Genomic DNA, 20911 nt, shown 5'->3' with positions numbered 1-20911 from the left:
CTGAATGTATTGATGGCAATTTTCACGTATGCAACTCTTTGAATTTCTGAGCGCAGCGTACTTTAACGGGACGATGAATCCTGAGTAAATGAACAATAGCGTGAGTGAGACTAATGTCTCATCGTGACGCGATTTTTTTACATGTTTCTTACTTAACTATGATTTTCTGCCCAGTTACGTAAATTCACTCAATAAGTTGCATCAAGTATCACCACTGCGACTCAACGCTTCATATTTGAGACAAAACAGCAACAAAAAAACCGCCTATTACGGCGGTTTTGCTTAAAGAATACTGATTAAAGGTTTGGACCTGTCGATGGTCTGTGTGGTTGGTTATTGAGCAGTTGCTGCATCCCTTGAAACATTCGCATAAACCACACCAAGATGGCTAATGCAGCAAACACCATCCCTACCCAAGGAATAAAGTAAGCGATGGTTTCAAGCAAAGTACTATGCAACCAATAATCACTCACGCCAACGAGTACACCGTTAGAAGTCGCGACGGTGACGATCAACACAACAAAAAACGTCAGGTAGAGAAAGAAGGTGCGAATTAAACCGTAGTAATGAGAAATCACTACGTCGCTGTCTTCTCCCTTATCTAATCGGTAACCCGCATAGATAATTGCGATAACGCCTGAGATCAGAAACGTAAACGGGGTCAAACAGCTCAGGATGTACGCAACCCAAATCCCGTTATGAGGTTTGTTCATTCGCTTTCGCTCCTTTTACTTCCGTTTGTGCCGTATCTGTTTCGCCCATTGCTTCTTTGGACTTCACTTCCTCATACCAAAGATCGTGGTGTTCTTTCGCCCATGTCTCGTCAACTTCACCAGTCACCATGCCTTCTAACGCACCTTCCATACCGAATAGACCAATATAGATGTGGAAGATAAAGCCACAGATTAGAATCAGTGCCGAAATCGCATGAACTAAGTTAGAAAGCTCCATGTCACGGCGAGTTTGGCCAAAGATAGGAAAGTCCAGAACTAAGCCACTCACTGCCGCGATAGCACCAAAGAAGATCAACAACCAATAGATTGCCTTCTCGCCACCGTTTGAGAAACCAGCTGACGGATGTGTGCCTTTGTGTTTACCAACCATACCGCCCATTTTCATGAACCAACGAACATCAGTCATGTTTGGAATCGACTTGCGCCACCATTTAAAGAGCACGAGCATCAGCAAAATGAAGAACAATGGTCCCATGTAATTGTGGTACTGCTTCGCCAACATGACGATAAAGCCCCAGAACTCAGTAGGAACGTACGGTTTTAAGAAGTGCTTACCGTAAACCAGCATCAAACCACTGAATGCCAACGTTAAGAATGTAAACGCCATACTCCAGTGAAGCGCGCGGTCTAAACGAGACCAACGCTTCATCTTTTTACCAGTACGCGGCTTGCTAAGCATCAAAGGACCAACGAATACGTAAGCCATGATAACCATCGCGATACTGCCGAAAATCGCGACAGCACCAGCAGGAGACATCCATTTCTCTTTTAGAATGTACCAAGTCTCACCAGGTTTACTGATCAATACGCCATGTTCTGGCGATTGGGACGTGGTGTAGCCTTCTTGCCCCTCTCTGACTTCGCGCCAATAGTCTGCCCCGGCGAGTTGCGTGATCTCCTGTTGAATAACTTTAGAAGATTGTTCCTCTGCTGAAGCAGGCATTGCAAAAGTCAGCAGCAATGCCGTCATCATTGACAGCATTGCTAGAGATGCACGTTTAAGCGTGTTTAACATGTGCCTCTCCTTACTTAGCTTTTCGTCGCATCGTAAGAAAGATCGTTTCCGTCTGTCCAACCTGCGTTTTTCGCGCCGCGTTCTACCACACGTTGACGGAAAATGTCAGAGACTTTCTCTGCGTCACCCGCAAGCAGCGCTTTGGTTGAACAAAGCGATGCACACATCGGTAACTTGCCTTCTGCGATACGGTTCGCACCGTATTTTTGACGTTCTTCCTCAGAGCCAGGCTCTGTTTCTGGGCCGCCCGCGCAGAAAGTACATTTATCCATTTTGCCACGTTCACCAAACGCCTCTTGTTTAGGAAATTGAGGTGCGCCAAACGGACAAGCAAACAAACAGTAACCACAACCGATACACAGATCTTTATTGTGAAGAACGATGCCGTCTTCGGTATGTTCGAAACAATCAGCTGGACAAACTGCCATACAAGGCGCATCGGTACAGTGCATACAAGCAACAGAGATAGAGTTTTCACCAGCTTCACCGTCGTTTAGTGTTACCACGCGGCGACGTTGAATGCCCCATTCAAGCGCATCGTCGTTTTCGTTCTTACATGCAGTAACACAGCCGTTACACTCGATACAGCGTTTGGTGTCACATAGAAATTTCATTCGTGCCATTGTCAGACTCCTTACGCTTTACGAATGTTACATAGGGTTACTTTGGTTTCCTGCATCAAGGTAACCGGGTCGTAACCGTAAGTGGTTGCCGTGTTAGCCGATTCGCCAACAACGTAAGGTTGTGTACCTTCTGGGTATTTAGGACGTAGGTCTTCACCTTCGAACTTACCGCCAAAGTGGAACGGAATGAACGCCAAACCAGGTTTCACACGACGTGTTACCATCGCTTTCACCTTGATTCGTCCTTTCTCTGCACCTTCAACCCAAACATCATCACCATCTCTAAAGCCAAGATCGTTCGCGTCTTTCGGGTTCACTTCAACAAACATTTCTTGTTGAAGCTCGGCAAGCCAAGGGTTTGAACGCGTCTCTTCACCACCACCTTCGTATTCAACCAGACGGCCAGAAGTCAGAACGATTGGGTACTCGCCCGATTTGTCTTGCTCTTGAATGGATTTATACAACGTAGGAACACGGAAGATTGCATCTTTGTCTTCCCAAGTTGGGTAATCCGTTACAAGGTCACGACGTGGTGTGTAAAGTGGTTCACGATGCAGTGGCACACGGTCTGGGAACGTCCAAACAATCGCACGCGCTTTCGCGTTACCAAATGGAATACAACCGTGCTTTATCGCGACACGCTGAATACCGCCAGACAGATCTGTTTTCCAGTTTTTACCCTCTGCTGCCACTTTCTCTTCAGCAGTTAGGTCGTCCCACCAACCAAGTTGTTTCAACAACTTGTCAGTGAACTCTGGGTAACCGTCTTTGATTTCACAGCCTTTCGAATAACTGTCTTCTGCAAGAAGGCTCTTGCCTTCAAATTCCACACCAAAGCGCGTACGGAAGTTACCGCCACCTTCTGCAACCGTCTTAGACGTATCGTACAGAATGTGTGTACCTGGGTGTTTCATTTCTGGTGTGCCCCAGCATGGCCAAGGTAGACCGTAGGTTTCACCGTTGACAGGGCCACCTTCCGCTTCCAATGTGGTTTTGTGGAACGTATGCCAGTTTTGTTGGTGCGCTTTCAAACGCTCTGGGCTTTGGCCTGTGTAACCAATCGTCCACATGCCTTTGTTGAATTCACGCGTTAGGTCTTCAATCACCGGCTGGTTGTTTTCAACACGGATGTTTTTGAACAGAAGATCGGAATAGCCCAGTTTCTTCGAAAGCAGGTACATGATTTCGTGGTCTGGTTTTGATTCAAACAAAGGTTCAATCACCTGATCACGCCATTGTAGAGAGCGGTTAGATGCGGTAACGCTGCCGTGTGTTTCAAACTGTGTTGTTGCAGGAAGCAGGTAAACGCCGTCGGTACGGTCGTTCATTACCGCAGCAACCGTTGGGTATGGGTCCACAATCACCATCATGTCCAACTTCTGCATCGCTTTTTTCATCTCAACACCACGTGTTTGAGAGTTCACTGCGTGTCCCCAGTAGAACATTGCACGGATGTTTTCGCGTTGACGAATGTTGTCTTTGTTTTCCAGTACACCATCAACCCAACGAGATACAGGAATACCTGCACTGTGCATTGGTTTCTGACCGCTATAAGCGTTGTCATCGAAACGACCTTTGATCCATTCGTAATCGATTTCCCACACTTTTGACCAATGACGCCAAGCGCCTTCAGAAAGGCCGTAGTAGCCCGGTAGCGTGTCAGAGAGCACGCCAAGGTCGGTTGCGCCTTGTACGTTATCGTGACCACGGAAGATGTTTGCACCGCCGCCTGATTTACCAATGTTTCCAAGCGCTAGCTCAAGCACACAGTAAGCACGTGTGTTGTTGTTACCAGTAGTATGCTGAGTACCACCCATACACCAAACAATACAGCCCGGGCGATTTTCAGAAAGCAGTTTTGCTGTTTGGTAAACGTCTTCTTCGCTTACGCCTGTTACGCGCTCAACTTCTGCTGGCGTCCATTTCGCCACTTCAGCACGGATCTCATCCATACCGAATACACGTTGACGGATGAACTCTTTATCTTCCCATTGGTTTTCGAAGATGTGCCACAACACACCCCAAATGAATGCTACGTCAGAACCAGGACGAAGTGATACATAGTGATCCGATTTTGCTGCCGTACGTGTACGACGAGGATCCGCTACGACGATCTTACAGTTGTTCTTCTCTTTTGCGATCAGAATGTGCTGCATCGCTACTGGGTGTGCTTCAGCTGGGTTTGAACCAATGAATAGCATCGACTTACAGTTGTGCATGTCATTGAAAGAGTTGGTCATCGCACCGTAACCCCAAGTATTCGCTACACCCGCCACGGTTGTTGAGTGACAAATACGCGCTTGGTGGTCAACGTTGTTCGTACCCCAAAGTGATGCCATTTTTCGGAACAAGTACGCTTGTTCGTTGCTGTGCTTTGCGCTCCCTAAGAAGTAAACCGAATCAGGACCGGACTCTTTGCGGATGTCCATCACCTTGTTACCGATTTCTTCGATCGCTTGATCCCAAGAAAGCTTTTTCCACTTCCCGTTTTCAAGCTTCATTGGGTATTTTAGACGGCGCTCACCGTGGCCATGTTCACGCAGTGCGGCGCCTTTTGCACAGTGTCCACCGGCGTTAAATGGGTGGTCGAATGCAGGCTCTTGACCCGTCCAAACACCATTTTGAACTTCTGCGTAAATACCACAACCCACTGAACAGTGAGAACAGATAGTACGTTTTATTTCTGTTTTCGCTTCTGGATCGACTGATTTTGCTTGCGCTTTTTTCATCATTCCCGGTGCGAATAGACTAGCACCAACCACTGCACCACCAGCGGCAAGCGAAGTGTTTTTCATGAATGCACGACGAGATACGCCAAGCTGGTTCGTTTCTTTGCTCACACTGTCGGAGCGTTTGACAAGTTTCATCCGTTATCTCCTAAAGTGTGTCGTAGTAATCGCGAATGTGTTGTGTTTCACGATACCCTTTCTTCTTCACGTCTTTTTCAGGAGGCTCAACCGTTTCTGAAGCAACGGCCACTTTCGTGGTTCCCGCAACAACAGCACCAGCAACGGCAGCGGTTGTGAAGCCTTTTAGGAGATCCCTACGGCTTGTGTTTATTTCTTTATTATCTTTCATCATTGCTTCCTTACCTTACGGTAGATCTTTGGAGACTCATGCCTCTCTATCGATATGACCAAGTACTGCTCGATTACTCGTAATCAGTGACGTTTTTCACATCAATTTTTAATTTGTTCTTACTGCTTTTGGTGTTCACGCTAAAGCGGACTTGCTCTAACGTTAAAAATGCATCGCAAAGCTGTGCAGCTGGCTTGTAGAAGTTCACGCTTTCGGCGCTCTCTAGTTGGCGCGTAAAAGATTGGAACCAAGGGGCAATGTGTTTGTTAAACACCGCTTGTTGAAGTTCTTCCTCTTCACCTGTCAGCATTGCCATCACTTCGCACAGTGCAGAAATATGGTCTTCAGGCTCTTTCACGTTCTCTTCTCGTTCGATGCCTAAAAGATCCAAATCGCGACGAATTTCCGCTAACGGCTTTTCCATCATCGAGCCAGTACGATGCCAAGATCCGAATGGCACAACTTCACCACGTCCAATGCCAATAAACAGATCTTGATATTCTTCTTCTAACGCTTCTCGCTGCGCTTCGTTCGCGGCTTGTTGCAGTGCGAGCCAAGCTTTTTGCATCGCGCTCTCAGACGGCTCAATTTCTAGCGATTTCAGGAACGCCAGCATTTCATCACTAGGCGCACTACGAAAAAGTGCGGATAAAACGAGATAAATGTCTGTTCTCAGTGTTTGTTCTTGTTGTGTGTCCACTGCGAGCTCCTAGTATTTCAGTTGTTTCATTGGGTCTTCTGCCATCGACTCAAACATGTCGATCACACGGCAGTCTTCACACATCGCGATACGATTGATCGCCGCTTCATCAGAGAAATGGGAGTGACCGCGTAACTTGTTTTGTAGCATGTCGATCATCGATTGCGGAGCAAAGGGCTTGTGACAACGAATGCACTCGGCTGCCTTTTCTTCATGAATCACAACCGCTTTCTGGCGTTCTTCTTTCACCCAGTTCATACGAGGAGTAAGCGTCAGCACTTTCTCAGGACACGCTTTCTCGCACAGCCCACATTGAATGCAGTCTTGCTCGACGAATTTAAGCGACGGAGATCGACCGTCCGTATGCAATGCACGTGTTGGACAAACTGCCACACAGCTCATACACAACGTACAATCTTTGCTCTCACAAGAAACATTGCCGTAAGGCGCGTTTGCTGGCAGCTCAACAATGTTCTCGACTGGAATACGAGAAGACGACAACGCATCCAACGCCGTAAATAGACGCTGACGTTTGTTGCCTTGCAAGTCTCCTAATGCCAAATCAAAAGACTCGGTACAAAGTGTCGGAGCACCTTCACGTAGTGACTCTAGATACAGAATGTCGATGGTTTCTTTGGCGATACCAAGCTGACCGAGCAGCTCTTGAGCAATACCTACTTCGCTATTAAGCACACGAATAATGGTTTGAGGCATAAAACGTGAAGCCGTAAACAGCACCTGAGTAGCACCATTCACAAGCGCGGCGAACCAAGTATCAATACCAACCGAAGGCAGTTCTTCCACCACAATTGGAATCACATTATCTGGCAGTGCTTTTAGTGCCATCACGTTGTAGCTCTCGTGGCGAGAACTACAAATCAATACGATAGGATCTAAACCACCCGCTTGCTCATAGTTGGCGAGCGTACGTTCAATAAACTTTTGCGTATCTTCAGGGTTTGGCAGTGCGTAATGAATCGCTTCTGTCGGACACGCTGTAGCACAAGTCCCCACGCCTTGACATAGGTATGGGTTGATCTCGATGCGATGGCCCGTTCTGTCGCTGCCTTCACTCGATAGTGCCCCTGCCGGACAAGCATCCACACACCGTTCGCAACCTTTTACGCCACGAGAGCTGTGTGCACATAAATCGGTATCTAAACGGAAGAATTTCGGTTTATCGAACGTCCCCATTAAGGTTGGAATCTCTTCCAACGCTTCAGCCAGTTTCGGATAGCCACGACCTACTGGGTAGTAGCCCGGTACTGGGACTTCTTCCGACATGCAGCTGTTAAGGCAAAGATCGAGTACGATATCGAAACAATCGCTATTGATCGCGACCTTGGCAAGATTGTTGGTCGAACCATGATTTTCAATCAGAACTTCAAACGTACCTAAGAACCCTGAAACCTGAACCGAATTGGCGTAATAAAGCTCGGGATTTGTGCCCTTTTCGCCATCGGTAGAAAGCAGCGTTAGGCTGTTCATTTGCGACAATTGCGCTGCCGCACTTTCGATGATTGCTGTTGGGCCCACAATCAAAGTATTACCGCCGCTTTCATAGCTTACGGTTGGTGGAATAAGATTGGTCAACTCTACGGTATTTTCGAAAGCGTACAGCCTCGCTTTACCGTTATTGGAAGTTGCTTGTTCTAATAATTGTTTCAGCATTGCTCAATTCCATTTATGAACATGGATAGTCTTTTCCATCTCTTAGTGTAGTTAGCGCCGGAGATTCTGCTGATTAACTTATCAATGAGCATTCTTATTCCGCCATCTATAGGCGATGAATACTACGCAGTGCGTCCGTACTAACTTCAATCAGATTGGTATTGAGCAACAGATAGCAAGTGTCATGCCAATAAAATATCAACTAAAAATCAATAGGTTATCAATTTTACTGACAAATAGTAGGGATAAAAAAACCGGTTGAGACATTTTGTCTCAGCCGGCTCATTGAGTGTTTAGTCAAAATGTACCTATTCTTTGTGTGGTATATTTTGTCTCACCTCGTTAGGCTGTGATTCTTCAGCAAAAGTATCACTTTCGCCAGGAACTGTATTTATATACAGTTCATTTTCATCTTGAGTAATTTGGCCACTTTTGTCGGTGTTTGACTCTGCGTCTTCAACTACCCCAGATGCGATATCGTTAGCGTTAAGCTCAGACCCTTGCGCAGTTTCAGCGTCTGGTTCGTCTTCCACTTTGTCTTTAACCCAATCACGCAGCGTCTCAGCGACGTCTTGAGAAAGTGACTTTAAGTTACTGTAATCATCATCGTAATCGTCTAGGCCGTCACGCACGTTAAATTCTTCGGACAAGAACATTTTGCGCAGCGCAGCTTTCTTGACGCTTTCTGAGGCTTCAGAAACCAGCAGTTGCGCCACAGACATTTCTTCGGTTTTTTCAGTCTCTACACTCGCGGTAATGTCTGGAGCCTGACTATCCTCATTGACGTTCAAAGCATCTGAGCTTTCGTCAGCGTTTGAAAGCGCTGTGACACTATCTTCGGATTGTTCCGTCTCTGCTATCGGCGTGATCTCTTCAGCATGTTGGGAAGATTCTTCTAGTTTACGTTTCGACCAACGGCTTAAAAAACTAGTTGCCATTTGCTCTGCCTGCTCCTTTGCGTTTCTTGCGTCTTACTTCTAACAACTCACCGTGACGACCAATAAAGGCTTCCATCCAAGCCTGAACGGCTAACGGCATATCGTTAGATAGTACAAGGTTATCACCATCCATATATTGCGCCGCAACAGATTGTGAAGCCGTCAGTAACTGTATCGCTGGTTTTTCACCAGACTCGACGTTATCCATCACTAAAAAGAGTTTAGGTTGCTGAGAGCTTAAGTTAAAGCGGTAGTCTGTACGCTCGTCTTTATGTAATTGCAACAGACAAACATCTGGAGTCTCTTCCGTCGGATTCAGCGCAAATTCTGTCAACTGCCATTGGGTTGTCACCCAAATCCCTGTACTGATCTCATGCTCAACAAGCTCTACGCCGATTGGCCATGTATCCTCAGTCTTTTCGTAATTTTTTTCGAAATCTTTCTTATCCGACATAACTCACCCAGTCTTTCTATTTTTGGTCTGAAAACACACAGGACATTTTGCCCCGTTTTCGACCATTTTTATTGTCTTCGAAGCAATAAACGCGCCAAGCTGATATAACTTAGTCTATATACTCCCTCAGGCTATAATTACCAAACTAGACGAAACTCAAATGTATTGATGTGTCATTACTGCGAACTCGCAGTTTTAATGCATTGTTGACATAAAACCTCGCAATTTCTGTGGGAACCGCTATTTTGGAATGAGATTTGCTAGCCACTTAACAAGCTAAAATGCGTAGCAACCTAACGCTCTTAATCACTAGGACACGACTGTGCTGAAACCAAATATTATTAAAACCAGTGAAAATCCCCTGCAAACCATTGAAGTCGATGTGTACGACGAGTACGGCGAAAAGCTCGCGAAGCAAATCGCTTGCGAGCGTCCTCTTACGGTCATGCTGAACTGGAAAGAAGTGGTCACGCTCATGACGCTAGGTTCGCGTCCAGAAGCACTAGTACTGGGTTATTTAAAAAACCAAAGCTTCCTGTCCGATCCAGCCGCGATTGAATCCGTTATTATTGACTGGGAAACGCATTCCGCAGCGGTGATTACTAAAGAAAACACTGAACACTTAGAAGGCGCCCTGAAAAAGAAAACCGTCACCTCAGGTTGTGGCCAAGGCACTATGTATGGCAACGTGATGAAGCAGCTTGAAAATTATCAAGTGCCTCAAGTTTCTCTTAAGCAGTCAGAGATTTATTCTGCGCTGGAAGCGTTAACTCATTACAACGACACCTACAAAAAAGCGGGCGCAGTACACGGCTGTGCGGTTTGCAAAGGTAATGAAGTGTTGTCATTTGTGGAAGATGTCGGCCGTCACAACGCAGTGGATACACTTGCAGGTGAGATGTGGCTCAAAGAAGAAACAGGTGAAGATAAAATTTTCTACACAACTGGTCGCCTTACATCAGAGATGGTGATTAAAGTGGCTCAAATGGGCATTCCTGTTCTGCTTTCTCGCTCTGGCGTTACTCAAATGGGGTTAGATCTAGCGAAGCAATTTGGTATTACGACCATTGCGCGTGCGAAAGGTTTGCGCTTCCAAGTGTTTACAGGAGCCGACAAGGTTGAATTTGATGTAAAAGGCAACCAATAACACCTTTTCAGTGTAAACTAAAACCAATAATGCGGATTCACAGAGGATGTGGACTATGAATAATGACCAATTGTGGAATTTTCTGCTTACGCCCAGCGGTATCATGCTTTCTATGATTATTACCTTTGGCGTGGTCGGGATCTATGCGTATATAACCGGTCAGTTTAAGGATTAAGGCCAAATATCAAAAAAGCCTCGCTAAATAGCGAGGCTTTTGCTTTTTAAACGCTTTGCGAGTAATTACGCGTCAACGCCACGAGATTTTAGGAACTCAGAGTACGTGCCTTTGAAGTCTGTGATCTTGCCATCGCGGATTTCGATAATACGCGTTGCTAGCGAGTCTACGAATACACGGTCGTGAGATACGAAGAACAACGTGCCTTTGTATTGCTCAAGCGCCGTGTTCAAAGATTCGATCGATTCCATGTCCATGTGGTTGGTTGGTTCGTCCATTAGCAGCATGTTTGGCTTGTGCATCATTAGCTTACCAAGCAGCATACGACCTTGCTCACCACCAGACAGTACTTTTACTGACTTCTTAATGTCATCTTGACCAAATAGCATACGACCAAGGAAACCACGAACGACTTGCTCGTCATCACCTTCTTGACGCCATTGACCCATCCAATCCGTTAGATTCATATCTTCTGCAAAGTCATGCGCGTGGTCTTGCGCGTAGTAACCGATGTTTGCATTTTCAGACCATTTGAACTCACCAGCACGCGGTTCAAGTACACCAGCAAGCGTGTTTAGAAGTGTTGTTTTACCCACACCATTTTCACCGATGATCGCAACGCGCTCTCCCACTTCAAAAATTGCATTGAAGTCTGAGAACAAGTCCTCTTCAAAACCTTGGCTCAGGTTTTCTACAATCAGAGCGTTACGGAACAGCTCTTTAGACTGTTCAAAACGAATGAATGGGTTTTGACGGCTAGACGCTTTCACTTCGTCCAGTTTGATCTTGTCGATTTGCTTCGCACGAGATGTCGCTTGTTTTGCTTTCGATGCGTTTGCAGAGAAACGTGCAACGAACGTTTGTAGCTCAGCGATTTGTGCTTTCTTCTTCGCGTTGTCGTTTAGTAGACGTTCGCGAGCTTGAGAAGCCGCCGTCATGTACTCGTCGTAGTTACCAGGGTAAACGCGTAGCTCACCGTAGTCCAAGTCAGCCATGTGTGTACATACTGAGTTTAGGAAGTGACGGTCGTGCGAAATGATGATCATTGTGCAGTTACGCGCGTTTAGCGTATCTTCCAACCAACGGATTGTGTCCATGTCCAAGTTGTTGGTAGGTTCGTCAAGAAGCATCACATCTGGGTCTGCGAATAGAACCTGCGCTAGAAGCACACGAAGTTTCCAGCCTGGTGCTACTTCACTCATTAGACCGAAGTGTTGCTCCATTGGGATACCTACAGCAAGAAGAAGCTCGCCCGCTTTGGCTTCTGCCATGTAGCCGTCCATTTCAGCAAACTGAACTTCTAAGTCAGCCACTTTCATGCCGTCTTCTTCGCTCATTTCAGCAAGTGAGTAGATGCGGTCACGCTCTTTCTTCACTTCCCATAGCTCTTTATGACCCATGATAACGGTATCGATTACAGTAAATTCTTCGTAAGCGAACTGGTCCTGGTTCAGTTTTGCAACGCGCTCGTTTGGATCGTAGCTTACGTTACCACTGGTTTGCTCAAGCTCGCCGCTGAGGATCTTCATAAAGGTTGATTTACCACAACCGTTAGCTCCAATTAAGCCATAGCGATTGCCTTCGCCGAACTTAACTGAAATGTTTTCGAATAGCGGCTTAGCGCCGAATTGTTGAGTAATATTCGCTGTGGAGATCAAAACCTTTACCTTAGCAATTGGGGTGTATTTAGAAAAACCGGGCAACGGTACTTGTTCATGCTACATACTGCAAGTGTTGTTTTTATTAATTCACTCCAAGTGAAATCATTGTAAGGTTTCTAAGAAGCAAAAGCGTAAACATAAATGCGTCATCAAATACAAAAAAGAGCCACTATCGTCAGTGGCTCTTTTTCCATTAATACTTCAAAAAAGTGACTAAGCGATGTTCGTCACCTCTAGGATCAGTTCGGCTTTTTTAGGTAAATAAATACTGAATTTACTGCCTTTTCCCCATTCAGACTCTGCTTTTAACTCACCACCCGTTTGGCTGAGAATACTTTGGGAGACCGATAGCCCTAACCCTGTGCCTTCTCGTTTCGTTGTGTAAAATGGCGAGAAGATTCGACTCAAGTTTTCTGGTTTAATACCGCAGCCCTCATCGATAACATGAATCGCGGCTCCTTTCACTTCGCCCTCGTCAATCCAGTCTTCACTGACTACTGTTAACATGCCTTTACCGCTCATTGCGTGAATGGCGTTCATTTGCAAATTAACTAAGATTTGTAGCAAGTGGTGACGGTTTATCTCAACGGACGTATGCGCTTGTAGGTCAGTCACAAACTCAACGTCGCGTTTCTTGGTGCCAGTTTTAACCAAGGTGATGCTTTCATCAATGATAGGATTGACATGTTGCCAAGTGATTTCATCTTGAACACCGCCTTGGCGACTGTATTGCAATAAACTGCGTGTGATATTGCGGATACGATCAATTTGCGCGTGAATCGCATCAATCTCTTCTTGTACTCGACTTGCATCGTCACCCAATTCAAAATGGATCAATTCTACGTTGCCAAGAATCACGGCGGTTGGGTTATTAATTTCGTGAGCAATCCCCGCGGTGAGTTCTCCCAATGCTGCCAGTTTTTCATGAACAACGAGTTTGTCGCGAGTTTGGTTAAGCAATTGAATATGCAGCTCAAGATCTTGGGTTTTTTCTCTCAGGCTTGCCGTACGCTCTTGAACTTTGCATTCAAGTTGAGCTGCGGAGTTTTTCAGTTCAATTTTGCGCTCTTCTAGCGCGTCTAACATATCATCAAACTGTCTGGCTAACTGCGCAAGTTCATGATCGGCATCTAATCCTAACGGGCCAATCCGTTTTTCTTTACCTTGTTGGACCTGCTTCACCACTTTGTGAATGCGTTCGATCGGTCGAAACAGATCATAAGAACCGCGATATACCATCACGCCAGAAACCAGCAATAACATAACCGTAATCAAGCTGATTTCGGCAATGTTGGTCATGTAGGCTTTAACGAATGGCCACATTAGGTAACCGGTATAAAGCATACCAATGACGTTGTCGTATTGGTCTTTGATCGGTTGATACGCCGTAATATACCAAGCGTCATACACATATGCTCGGTCAACCCACTGTTCACCCTTCGAAAGTACTTGGTTATACACTTCTGCGCTCACGCGAGTGCCTATGGCGCGCCCTAGTCTATGATCGCTGTCTAGAGGAACGTTGGTGCTCACACGCAAATCATCGAGAAATACCGTCAACGTACCCACAGGGCGAAGGCGGTCATTATCACTTAAGTAAATGAGATCGCGGATTTGATCCACCAGCACTGTACTATTGTTAAGGAGCAAACCACCATCCAGAAAGCCGATCAAATCGTTCGCTTGGCTGTATACCGGAATCACGGTTCGACTGACTAACCCACGCGCCTCCCTGTCACCATCAGCAAGAATAGGCACTTCTGCTCGTTTGGCGAGTTCAGGATCGAGGCGTTCGAGTTCTTCTTTATTGAGTACATCAAAAAACGATTCGCGCTTGGTGAGATCCATAAAGCGGAATTTGTTTTCCATGGAATTAACGCGTTGGAAAGAGAGAAAATCTAAAGCATATCTTTTCTTCTGCTCTGTGACCCACTTTTGCAGGTCACCTTGTGGCGTTCCTTGATTAATGCGAATACGGAAATCGTACGAATCGGCAAACGCCCGCACGTAATTGGCTTGCTTTTGCTGTAACAACGTTACACTGTTATTTGCAACACCAAGACGTTCCGAGACATCAAGCAGCGCATTTTGCCACGTGTAATGAATAGACCAATAAATGGTAATGCCGATCAGAGCTAACAATGTGAGGAAAATCGGCGCAGAGGTTAAGAATAACAAGCGATAACGCACCATGGTTTTAAAACGGTGCGTCCATTTTGACAATCCTTTGTGCTGTGGGCCGTTAGTCGGCATATTCCTCACCCTCAGAATCCCATTCTTTGTACTTACGTTCTAAGGTCTTGCGAGCTACGCCCAAGTCACGAGCAGCAGCAGACTTATTGCCTTCATGCAAGTTAACGACTTGTTTAATATGTGCTTTCTCGACTTCTTTTAACGTCCAGCTGTTTGGATAGCCTTCGCCAGTAAATTCTTTGCCTTCTCTAAAGGTTGGTAACTCAGCAGAGTGAGAAACAGTAATCGATACATTAGGCAGTGAATGCCCGCCATTCAGCTCTCGCCAATAGTGTGCAGGTGGTTTGCCAAGCAAGATACAACGCTCAATCAAGTTTTTCAGCTCACGAATGTTTCCCGGCCAATCGTACTCACTCATGGCTTCCATATCCTCGTGAGCCCATTTGGGCGCAGGCATACCGAGCTCGCGCGTCAGCATATTGCTGAAAAATGGCACCAACTCAAATAAGTCGGTTTTGCGCTCTCGTAGCGGACACACTTCAATTTTCAGAACGTTTAAACGGTAATAGAGGTCACTGCGGAAATTACCTTGATTGACCTCTTCTTGCAGGTTTCGGTTGGTTGCCGCTACGATACGGACATCAATACTGATCTCTCTTTCTGAACCGACAGGGCGAATCGTACGCTGCTCTAACACACGCAATAATGATGCCTGCATTGCAAGTGGCATCTCCCCGATTTCGTCAAGAAATAAGGTGCCACCGTTCGCAACACGGAACAAACCTTCACGCGATTTTTTTGCACCGGTAAACGCGCCCGATGTATGACCAAACAACTCACTTTCTAAAAGCTCTGGTGCAATCGCACCGCAGTTGATTGGCACAAACGGGCCCGTTCTCCCACTCGCCTGGTGAATACCTCGTGCAACTAGCTCTTTACCCGTACCCGACTCACCTTCAACCAAAACAGAAGCGCGTGATGGTGCAAATTGGTTAATAAGTTGCTTAAGCAGACGCGTTTTTTCTGAGCCGCCGATGATCTCTGAGGTATTGTGACGTTGGTAATCGCGTGTCATGGCGTACTGCATGCGTTCGTTCAAACGGCGATCCATACAGCGACTGACCGCTTTTAACATCTGCTCAAGGTTGAATGGTTTGAGGATAAAGTCGGAAGCACCGAGCTGTAGCGCTCGAATGGCAATTTCTAAATCCGCATAACCCGTCATAAAAATCACATCGGCACGTTTGTCATCATCTTCAAACGCTTCTTCCCACTCAATTCCAGAACGCCCTGGCAGATTAATATCCAGTAAGATCAGATCATAATGTCGAGAATTACGCAGTTGTTCTGCTTCTTCGATGCTACCAGCTGTATCGACATGTGAAAAAAGCTTACCCAATGCCTTTTTCAAGATGGCTTGCATGCCTAATTCATCATCGACGACCAGTACGGAAAAGGCGCTATATTGTTGGTTTGTACTAAGATGGGATTGAGTAGACATATTTACCCCAGATGGATTTCGATGGGACAGAGTGTACCAAGTTTAAACAGAGATACCCTACAAAAAGTGCGACATTTTGTACCAACGCAAACTTTTATGCAAATAACCCCATGATTTAGTGCATAAACCAAGCACTTTAAGCTTGTAAAAGGTTGGCATCTTGTTTGCTATAAGGTGGATACGGAGCGCATTTAAGTGATCTCAGGATGTTGATGTTTGCTTATTCCAACACCCTAAGACAACTTGCGTATTACGCTAATCGCTCTCGTCCAAAAAGGCTTCTCCCTAAAACCTGGGAGATTCCAAAGAATCATTGGAAAGGAACACATAAAAATGAAAAAAATTGCGCTAACTCTGGCTGCAACGTCTATCACGCTTGTAAGTTACTCTGCGTTTTCTGCTCAAGACGGAGAACATGTTCGCCTTGCAACCACAACCAGTACTTACCATTCAGGTTTACTTGATTACCTGCTTCCACAATTTGAAAAAGACACGGGCTACAAAGTCGATGTTATTGCTGCAGGTACGGGTAAAGCCTTAAAAATGGGCGAAAACGGTGACGTAGATTTGGTGATGACACATGCACCAAAAGCTGAAGGCGCATTTGTTGAGAAAGGCTACGGCGTTTTACCTCGCAAGCTAATGTACAACGACTTTGTGATTGTAGGCCCGAAAGCTGACCCAGCAACAATCAAAAATGACGAAGGCGTGTTAGATGTATTCAAAGAGATCGCAAACAAAAACGCAACGTTCATCTCTCGCGGCGATGATTCTGGTACGCACAAAAAAGAAATGGGCTTCTGGGCTCAAACTAAAATCGAACCGAACTTTGGTGGCTACCGTAGCGTAGGTCAAGGTATGGGCCCAACTCTAAACATGGCGTCTGAAATGCAAGGCTACACCATGACGGATCGCGGCACATGGCTGGCTTACCAAAACAAATTGGATCTAGAAATTCTGTTCCAAGGCGATGAAAAACTGTTTAACCCGTACCAAGTTATTCTTGTTAACCCTGAGCGTTACCCAACAATCAACTACCAAGGCGCGAAAGCTTTCAGTGATTGGTTGGTGAACCCTCGCGGACAGGAACTTATCAATGGTTTCCGCCTAAACGGTAAACAACTGTTTGTTGCGAATGCTGAGAGCAAATAACGCAATATGAATCTTGCTGATACAACACTGGAAGCGCTTCGCTTACTGGTAAATTTTGATGCAGACCTATGGGAGATCGTTGCGGTCTCCTTTAGTGTTTCTATCACGGCAATATCCCTAGTGGTATTGCCGGCTATTTTGATGTCCTTTGTACTGGCGTATACCGACTTTCGCGGTAAATGGTTTTTGTTGTCGATCGTAAATACGCTGCAAGCGGTCCCTACCGTGGTGATTGGCCTGTTGCTGTACATGTTGCTGTCGCGTGCTGGCCCTTGGGGAGACTGGCAAATGCTGTTCACTCAGAAGGCAATGATCTTCGGCCAAATGGTGATCTGCTTCCCTGTTTTGGTATCGATGATGCATGGTGCATTACAATCTAGCGACCGTCGTGCAGTGGAAACTGCCATCACGCTGGGCGTCTCCATTCCGCGCTTGGCAGCTACGATGATTTGGGAAACCCGCTTTCCTCTACTTGCGGCTATCATTGCAGGGTTTTCACGTATCGTGACCGAGGTGGGCTGCTCAATGATGGTTGGTGGGAACATTATGGGCGTGACGCGAAATATTCCCACGGCTATCGCAATGGAAAGCAGTAAAGGTGCTTTTGCGCAAGGAGTTGCATTAGGAATTGTATTACTATCTTTAGCGTTGGCTCTAAACTTCTTCTTATCAAGCATGAGAGGCAAAGGCTACCTCAGAACATAGAACATGAAGCAAACAAACGACTCACCATTAACCCCATGTCGAGGCGAATTATGACTATAAAAATCACCGCCGAACAGTTATCCATGCGCTTTAAAGAGCGTGTGCTTTTCCACATCCCTGAGTTAGCCATCGGCCCAAATGATGCCATTTATCTCAAGGGTGACAATGGTGTGGGCAAAACTACCCTACTCAAAATCCTTGCTGGCTTGCTCAAACCCTCTACTGGCGATGTTGTTGCGCCAAAAGATACGTGGCTGAAAAGACTGACGTGTCGCAATGGTCGTGTCGATGTGATTTATCTCCATCAATCCCCTTACCTTTTTGACGGCACTGTATATGAAAACGTAGTCTATGGAGTGAAATATCAACAAGACACGCAAAAAGATAAGCGAGCTCAAGTTATTCACGCGCTGCGCATGGTAGGTTTAGAAACCTTAGCGGACGAACATATTTCCGTGTTGTCCGGCGGTGAAAAACAGCGCGTTGCCATGGCAAGGGCTTGGATTTTAAAACCGTCGATTTTATTGATGGATGAGCCAAGTGCGTCTTTAGACCAAGAATCCATTGAACGATTGGTAGTGATGGCGAAAGATCTTTTGGATCGTGGTTCCAGTATCGTGGTGACAAGCCATCAGGCCAACGCACTGACCGACTTATGTAAAAAACAGTGGTGGATTAAAGACAAGACTTTGATAGAGTCTCCTCTGTTGTATGTCATACCAAAAGAAACATCCCAAGAGAATGCATATGCTTCAACCAACACAAACTAGTTGGGTCATTTTGGCTGGTGGCCAAGCCAGCCGTATGGGTGGAAAAGATAAAGGTCTGATTGAGTTAAATCAGAAGCCACTCATCGAACACGTTATTGAACGTTTATCTCCACAAACTCCACGCATTTTAATTAATGCCAACCGAAACCAAGATGCGTACAGCAAATTTGGTTTCGTATTTAGTGATCAATTCAAAGATTTCCCTGGGCCTATGGGCGGTATTCACGCGGGTTTGATGCATTCTGAAACCGACTGGGTCGGATTTGTACCTTGCGATAGTCCACAAATTAACACCGACCTTGTCGAGCGTTTCTGCCAGGCCGTCAAAGAAGACAGCGATATTTTGGTCGCGCATGATGGTGACCATCAGCAACCTGTTTTTACGCTCTACCACAAGCGCGTACTGCCAAAACTCACCGCGTTTTTAGAACGTGGCGACCGCAAAATCATTCTGCTCTACAAAGAGTGCAACACCAGTTACGTTGACTTTAGCGACTCACCAAACTGTTTCGTCAACTTGAACACTCCGGAAGAACTGGCGCAATTTGGACAATTAGAATCATGAAACACACGCTAAACATTCCTATTCTTGGTTTTGCAGCTTATTCAGGCACAGGCAAAACCACGCTACTTGAAGCCCTATTGCCAAAGCTGACCGAAGCAGGTTTACGCATTGGCATGCTAAAACATGCGCACCACAACTTCGATGTCGATAAGCCGGGTAAAGACAGCTACCGTTTACGCAAAGCTGGCGCATCTCAAATGCTGATTGCTTCTCGCAACCGTTTTGCGTTAATGACAGAAACGCCAGAAGCCGAAGCGGAGTTTGAATACCTATTAACACGTTTTGATGAAGACATGCTTGATGTGGTTTTGGTCGAAGGCTGCAAAAACATCGCGTTTCCTAAAATCGAATTGCACCGTGAAGAAGTCGGCAAGCCTTGGCTTTATCCAAACGATGAAAACATCATCGCTATCGCTTCAGACGGCGGCGAGTTGGACTCTGAACTGCCACAAATGAACATCAATGATCTTGAAGCGATTGCTCAGTTCGTTATTCAGTATGTTCAAGAAGCGAAAGCACCAAAAAATAAAGAGAAAGAAGCCGCATGTTGCGATACCCTTTCTCCTGCTTTCCTTTCTGTGGTTCAAGGCCAAGAGAAAATCCTTTCTTTGGTGAACACGGTTTCGGAAATAGAAGCATGCAAGATTGAAAACGCCTATAGCCGCGTTCTTGCGGAACATATCGTTTCACTAGTAAATGTGCCGCAATACACCAACTCCGCGATGGACGGTTATGCCATCCGCAGTGATGATGTTGACCGTGATAGCTACCAAGTGGTTGCTGAAGTGATGGCGGGCCATGCTTACGATCAACCTCTGGACGTTGGTCAAGCGGTGAAGATCATGACTGGCGCACCAACACCACGTAACGGCGATACAGTGGTCATGCGTGAGCAAGCCATTCAAGAAGGTGACAAGGTCACTTTTAACGGTGCGAATATCAAAGCAGGCCAAAACGTTCGTCAAGCAGGTGAAGATCTCGCTATCGGCAGTGACGTCTTTACCGCAGGCACTCGCCTCGCCTCTCCAGAAATGGGCATGATCGCTTCGCTTGGCTTTGGTGAAGCGAATGTATTCCGAAAATTGAAAGTTGCCGTGTTCTCCACCGGTGACGAAGTACAAGCGCCGGGAACAGAGCAAAAAGCGAATTCTATCTACGATTCCAACCGTTTTACCATCATGGGCATGCTTGAAAAGCTCGGCTGCGAGATCTTGGATTTCGGTATTCTGGAAGACAACGAACAGTTAATGATTGAAGCGTTGGAAAACGCATCGGCGCAAGCGGACGTGGTTATGACTTCTGGTGGCGTATCTGTTGGTGATGCGGATTACATCAAACTTGCCTTGGATAAACTTGGTCAAATAGATTTTTGGCGAATCAACATGCGTCCGGGACGTCCATTAGCGTTTGGTCAAATCAACAACAAGCCGTTCTTTGGTCTGCCGGGCAACCCTGTGGCAGTGATGGTTTCATTCATCAACTTTGTTGAGCCTGCACTGCGTAAGATGCAAGGCGAACAAGGCTGGAACCCTCTGAAAGTGAATGCCATCGCGACTGAGAATCTTCGCTCTCGCCAAGGTCGTACCGAGTTTAGCCGTGGCGTCTATGAGCTGGATGAAACTGGCCGTTTAACCGTTCGTACAACAGGCAAGCAAGGTTCTGGTATTCTGCGTTCAATGAGTGAGGCGAACTGTTTGATCGAAATCTCCCCAGCTATTGATACAGTAAAAGCGGGAGAAAGCGTGACAATTATCCCACTTCAAGGCAGAATCTAGCTCAAACTAGAAATTCAAAGGTCAGCGAGTCTGGCCTTTTTGTTTAATACAGAA

18 protein-coding genes are annotated in these 20911 nt (G+C 46.1%); 6 read left to right on the top strand and 12 right to left on the bottom strand.

The window, feature by feature from the left end:
* Positions 1-296: 296 nt before the first annotated feature.
* From H9L11_RS14580 to H9L11_RS14540, 9 genes are all read right to left on the bottom strand, one after another.
* Positions 297-713: a membrane protein gene (locus H9L11_RS14580; protein ID WP_005377532.1), complete on the bottom strand. Its 417-nt coding sequence runs from the start codon at positions 711-713 to the stop codon at positions 297-299.
* Entirely contained in the window at positions 697-1749 is a 1053-nt protein-coding gene (locus tag H9L11_RS14575; RefSeq protein WP_005377534.1) for a formate dehydrogenase subunit gamma, read from the bottom strand. The genes H9L11_RS14580 and H9L11_RS14575 overlap by 17 nt, the downstream gene beginning before the upstream one ends.
* A 14-nt stretch (positions 1750-1763) precedes the next feature.
* Positions 1764-2372: a formate dehydrogenase FDH3 subunit beta gene (gene fdh3B / locus H9L11_RS14570; RefSeq protein WP_005377536.1), complete on the bottom strand. Its 609-nt coding sequence runs from the start codon at positions 2370-2372 to the stop codon at positions 1764-1766.
* An 11-nt stretch (positions 2373-2383) separates the two neighbouring features.
* Complete coding sequence (locus H9L11_RS14565) at positions 2384-5239, bottom strand: formate dehydrogenase subunit alpha (RefSeq protein ID WP_021033875.1); 2856 nt, start codon at positions 5237-5239, stop codon at positions 2384-2386.
* A 10-nt stretch (positions 5240-5249) separates the two neighbouring features.
* Complete coding sequence (locus H9L11_RS14560) at positions 5250-5450, bottom strand: twin-arginine translocation signal domain-containing protein (protein ID WP_205390877.1); 201 nt, start codon at positions 5448-5450, stop codon at positions 5250-5252.
* Between the two features lie 73 nt (positions 5451-5523).
* Entirely contained in the window at positions 5524-6150 is a 627-nt protein-coding gene (locus H9L11_RS14555; RefSeq protein ID WP_017820684.1) for a molecular chaperone, read from the bottom strand.
* Positions 6151-6159: 9 nt separating this feature from the next.
* Positions 6160-7821, bottom strand: coding sequence for a 4Fe-4S dicluster domain-containing protein (locus tag H9L11_RS14550; protein ID WP_205390876.1), 1662 nt, complete (start codon positions 7819-7821; stop codon positions 6160-6162).
* A gap of 308 nt (positions 7822-8129) precedes the next feature.
* Positions 8130-8759: a DUF3306 domain-containing protein gene (locus tag H9L11_RS14545; protein WP_205390875.1), complete on the bottom strand. Its 630-nt coding sequence runs from the start codon at positions 8757-8759 to the stop codon at positions 8130-8132.
* Complete coding sequence (locus tag H9L11_RS14540) at positions 8749-9213, bottom strand: DUF3305 domain-containing protein (protein ID WP_161441443.1); 465 nt, start codon at positions 9211-9213, stop codon at positions 8749-8751. Before H9L11_RS14540 ends, H9L11_RS14545 begins: the two co-directional genes overlap by 11 nt.
* Before the next feature lie 322 nt (positions 9214-9535).
* On the opposite strand from H9L11_RS14540, the gene H9L11_RS14535 reads away from it, so the two are divergent.
* A complete protein-coding gene (locus H9L11_RS14535) occupies positions 9536-10360 on the top strand; it encodes a formate dehydrogenase accessory sulfurtransferase FdhD (RefSeq protein WP_054574149.1) in 825 nt (274 codons plus the stop codon).
* Between the two features lie 240 nt (positions 10361-10600).
* On the opposite strand, the gene H9L11_RS14530 is transcribed toward H9L11_RS14535, so the two are convergent.
* From H9L11_RS14530 to H9L11_RS14520, 3 genes are all read right to left on the bottom strand, one after another.
* Positions 10601-12193, bottom strand: a complete 1593-nt coding sequence (locus tag H9L11_RS14530; protein ID WP_025766654.1) for an ABC-F family ATPase — start codon at positions 12191-12193, stop codon at positions 10601-10603.
* A 216-nt stretch (positions 12194-12409) separates the two neighbouring features.
* Positions 12410-14449 carry a cache domain-containing protein gene (locus H9L11_RS14525; protein ID WP_170897078.1) on the bottom strand — a complete coding sequence of 680 codons (2040 nt, stop codon included), beginning with the start codon at positions 14447-14449 and terminating at the stop codon, positions 12410-12412.
* Entirely contained in the window at positions 14439-15890 is a 1452-nt protein-coding gene (locus tag H9L11_RS14520) for a sigma-54 dependent transcriptional regulator (RefSeq protein ID WP_064353911.1), read from the bottom strand. The genes H9L11_RS14525 and H9L11_RS14520 overlap by 11 nt, the downstream gene beginning before the upstream one ends.
* 333 nt (positions 15891-16223) lie before the next feature.
* On the opposite strand from H9L11_RS14520, the gene H9L11_RS14515 reads away from it, so the two are divergent.
* The 5 genes from H9L11_RS14515 to H9L11_RS14495 are packed head-to-tail and all read left to right on the top strand — an operon-like array spanning position 16224 to position 20857.
* Entirely contained in the window at positions 16224-17042 is an 819-nt protein-coding gene (locus H9L11_RS14515; RefSeq protein WP_005389522.1) for a substrate-binding domain-containing protein, read from the top strand.
* Positions 17043-17048: 6 nt separating this feature from the next.
* A complete protein-coding gene (locus H9L11_RS14510; protein ID WP_005389524.1) occupies positions 17049-17747 on the top strand; it encodes an ABC transporter permease in 699 nt (232 codons plus the stop codon).
* 50 nt (positions 17748-17797) lie between these two features.
* On the top strand, positions 17798-18517 hold the full coding sequence (locus tag H9L11_RS14505; protein ID WP_017820675.1) for an energy-coupling factor ABC transporter ATP-binding protein: 720 nt from the start codon (positions 17798-17800) through the stop codon (positions 18515-18517).
* Entirely contained in the window at positions 18495-19082 is a 588-nt protein-coding gene (gene mobA / locus H9L11_RS14500; RefSeq protein ID WP_005389527.1) for a molybdenum cofactor guanylyltransferase MobA, read from the top strand. Before H9L11_RS14505 ends, mobA begins: the two co-directional genes overlap by 23 nt.
* A complete protein-coding gene (locus H9L11_RS14495; RefSeq protein WP_005389529.1) occupies positions 19079-20857 on the top strand; it encodes a bifunctional molybdopterin-guanine dinucleotide biosynthesis adaptor protein MobB/molybdopterin molybdotransferase MoeA in 1779 nt (592 codons plus the stop codon). The genes mobA and H9L11_RS14495 overlap by 4 nt, the downstream gene beginning before the upstream one ends.
* Positions 20858-20911: the final 54 nt, after the last annotated feature.

Source organism: Vibrio sp. sp1 (assembly GCF_016920955.1).
Taxonomy (GTDB): Bacteria; Pseudomonadota; Gammaproteobacteria; order Enterobacterales; family Vibrionaceae; genus Vibrio; species Vibrio alginolyticus.
The sequence above is the reverse complement of the archived record's forward strand: the minus strand, read 5'-3'. Positions and strand labels throughout refer to the sequence as shown.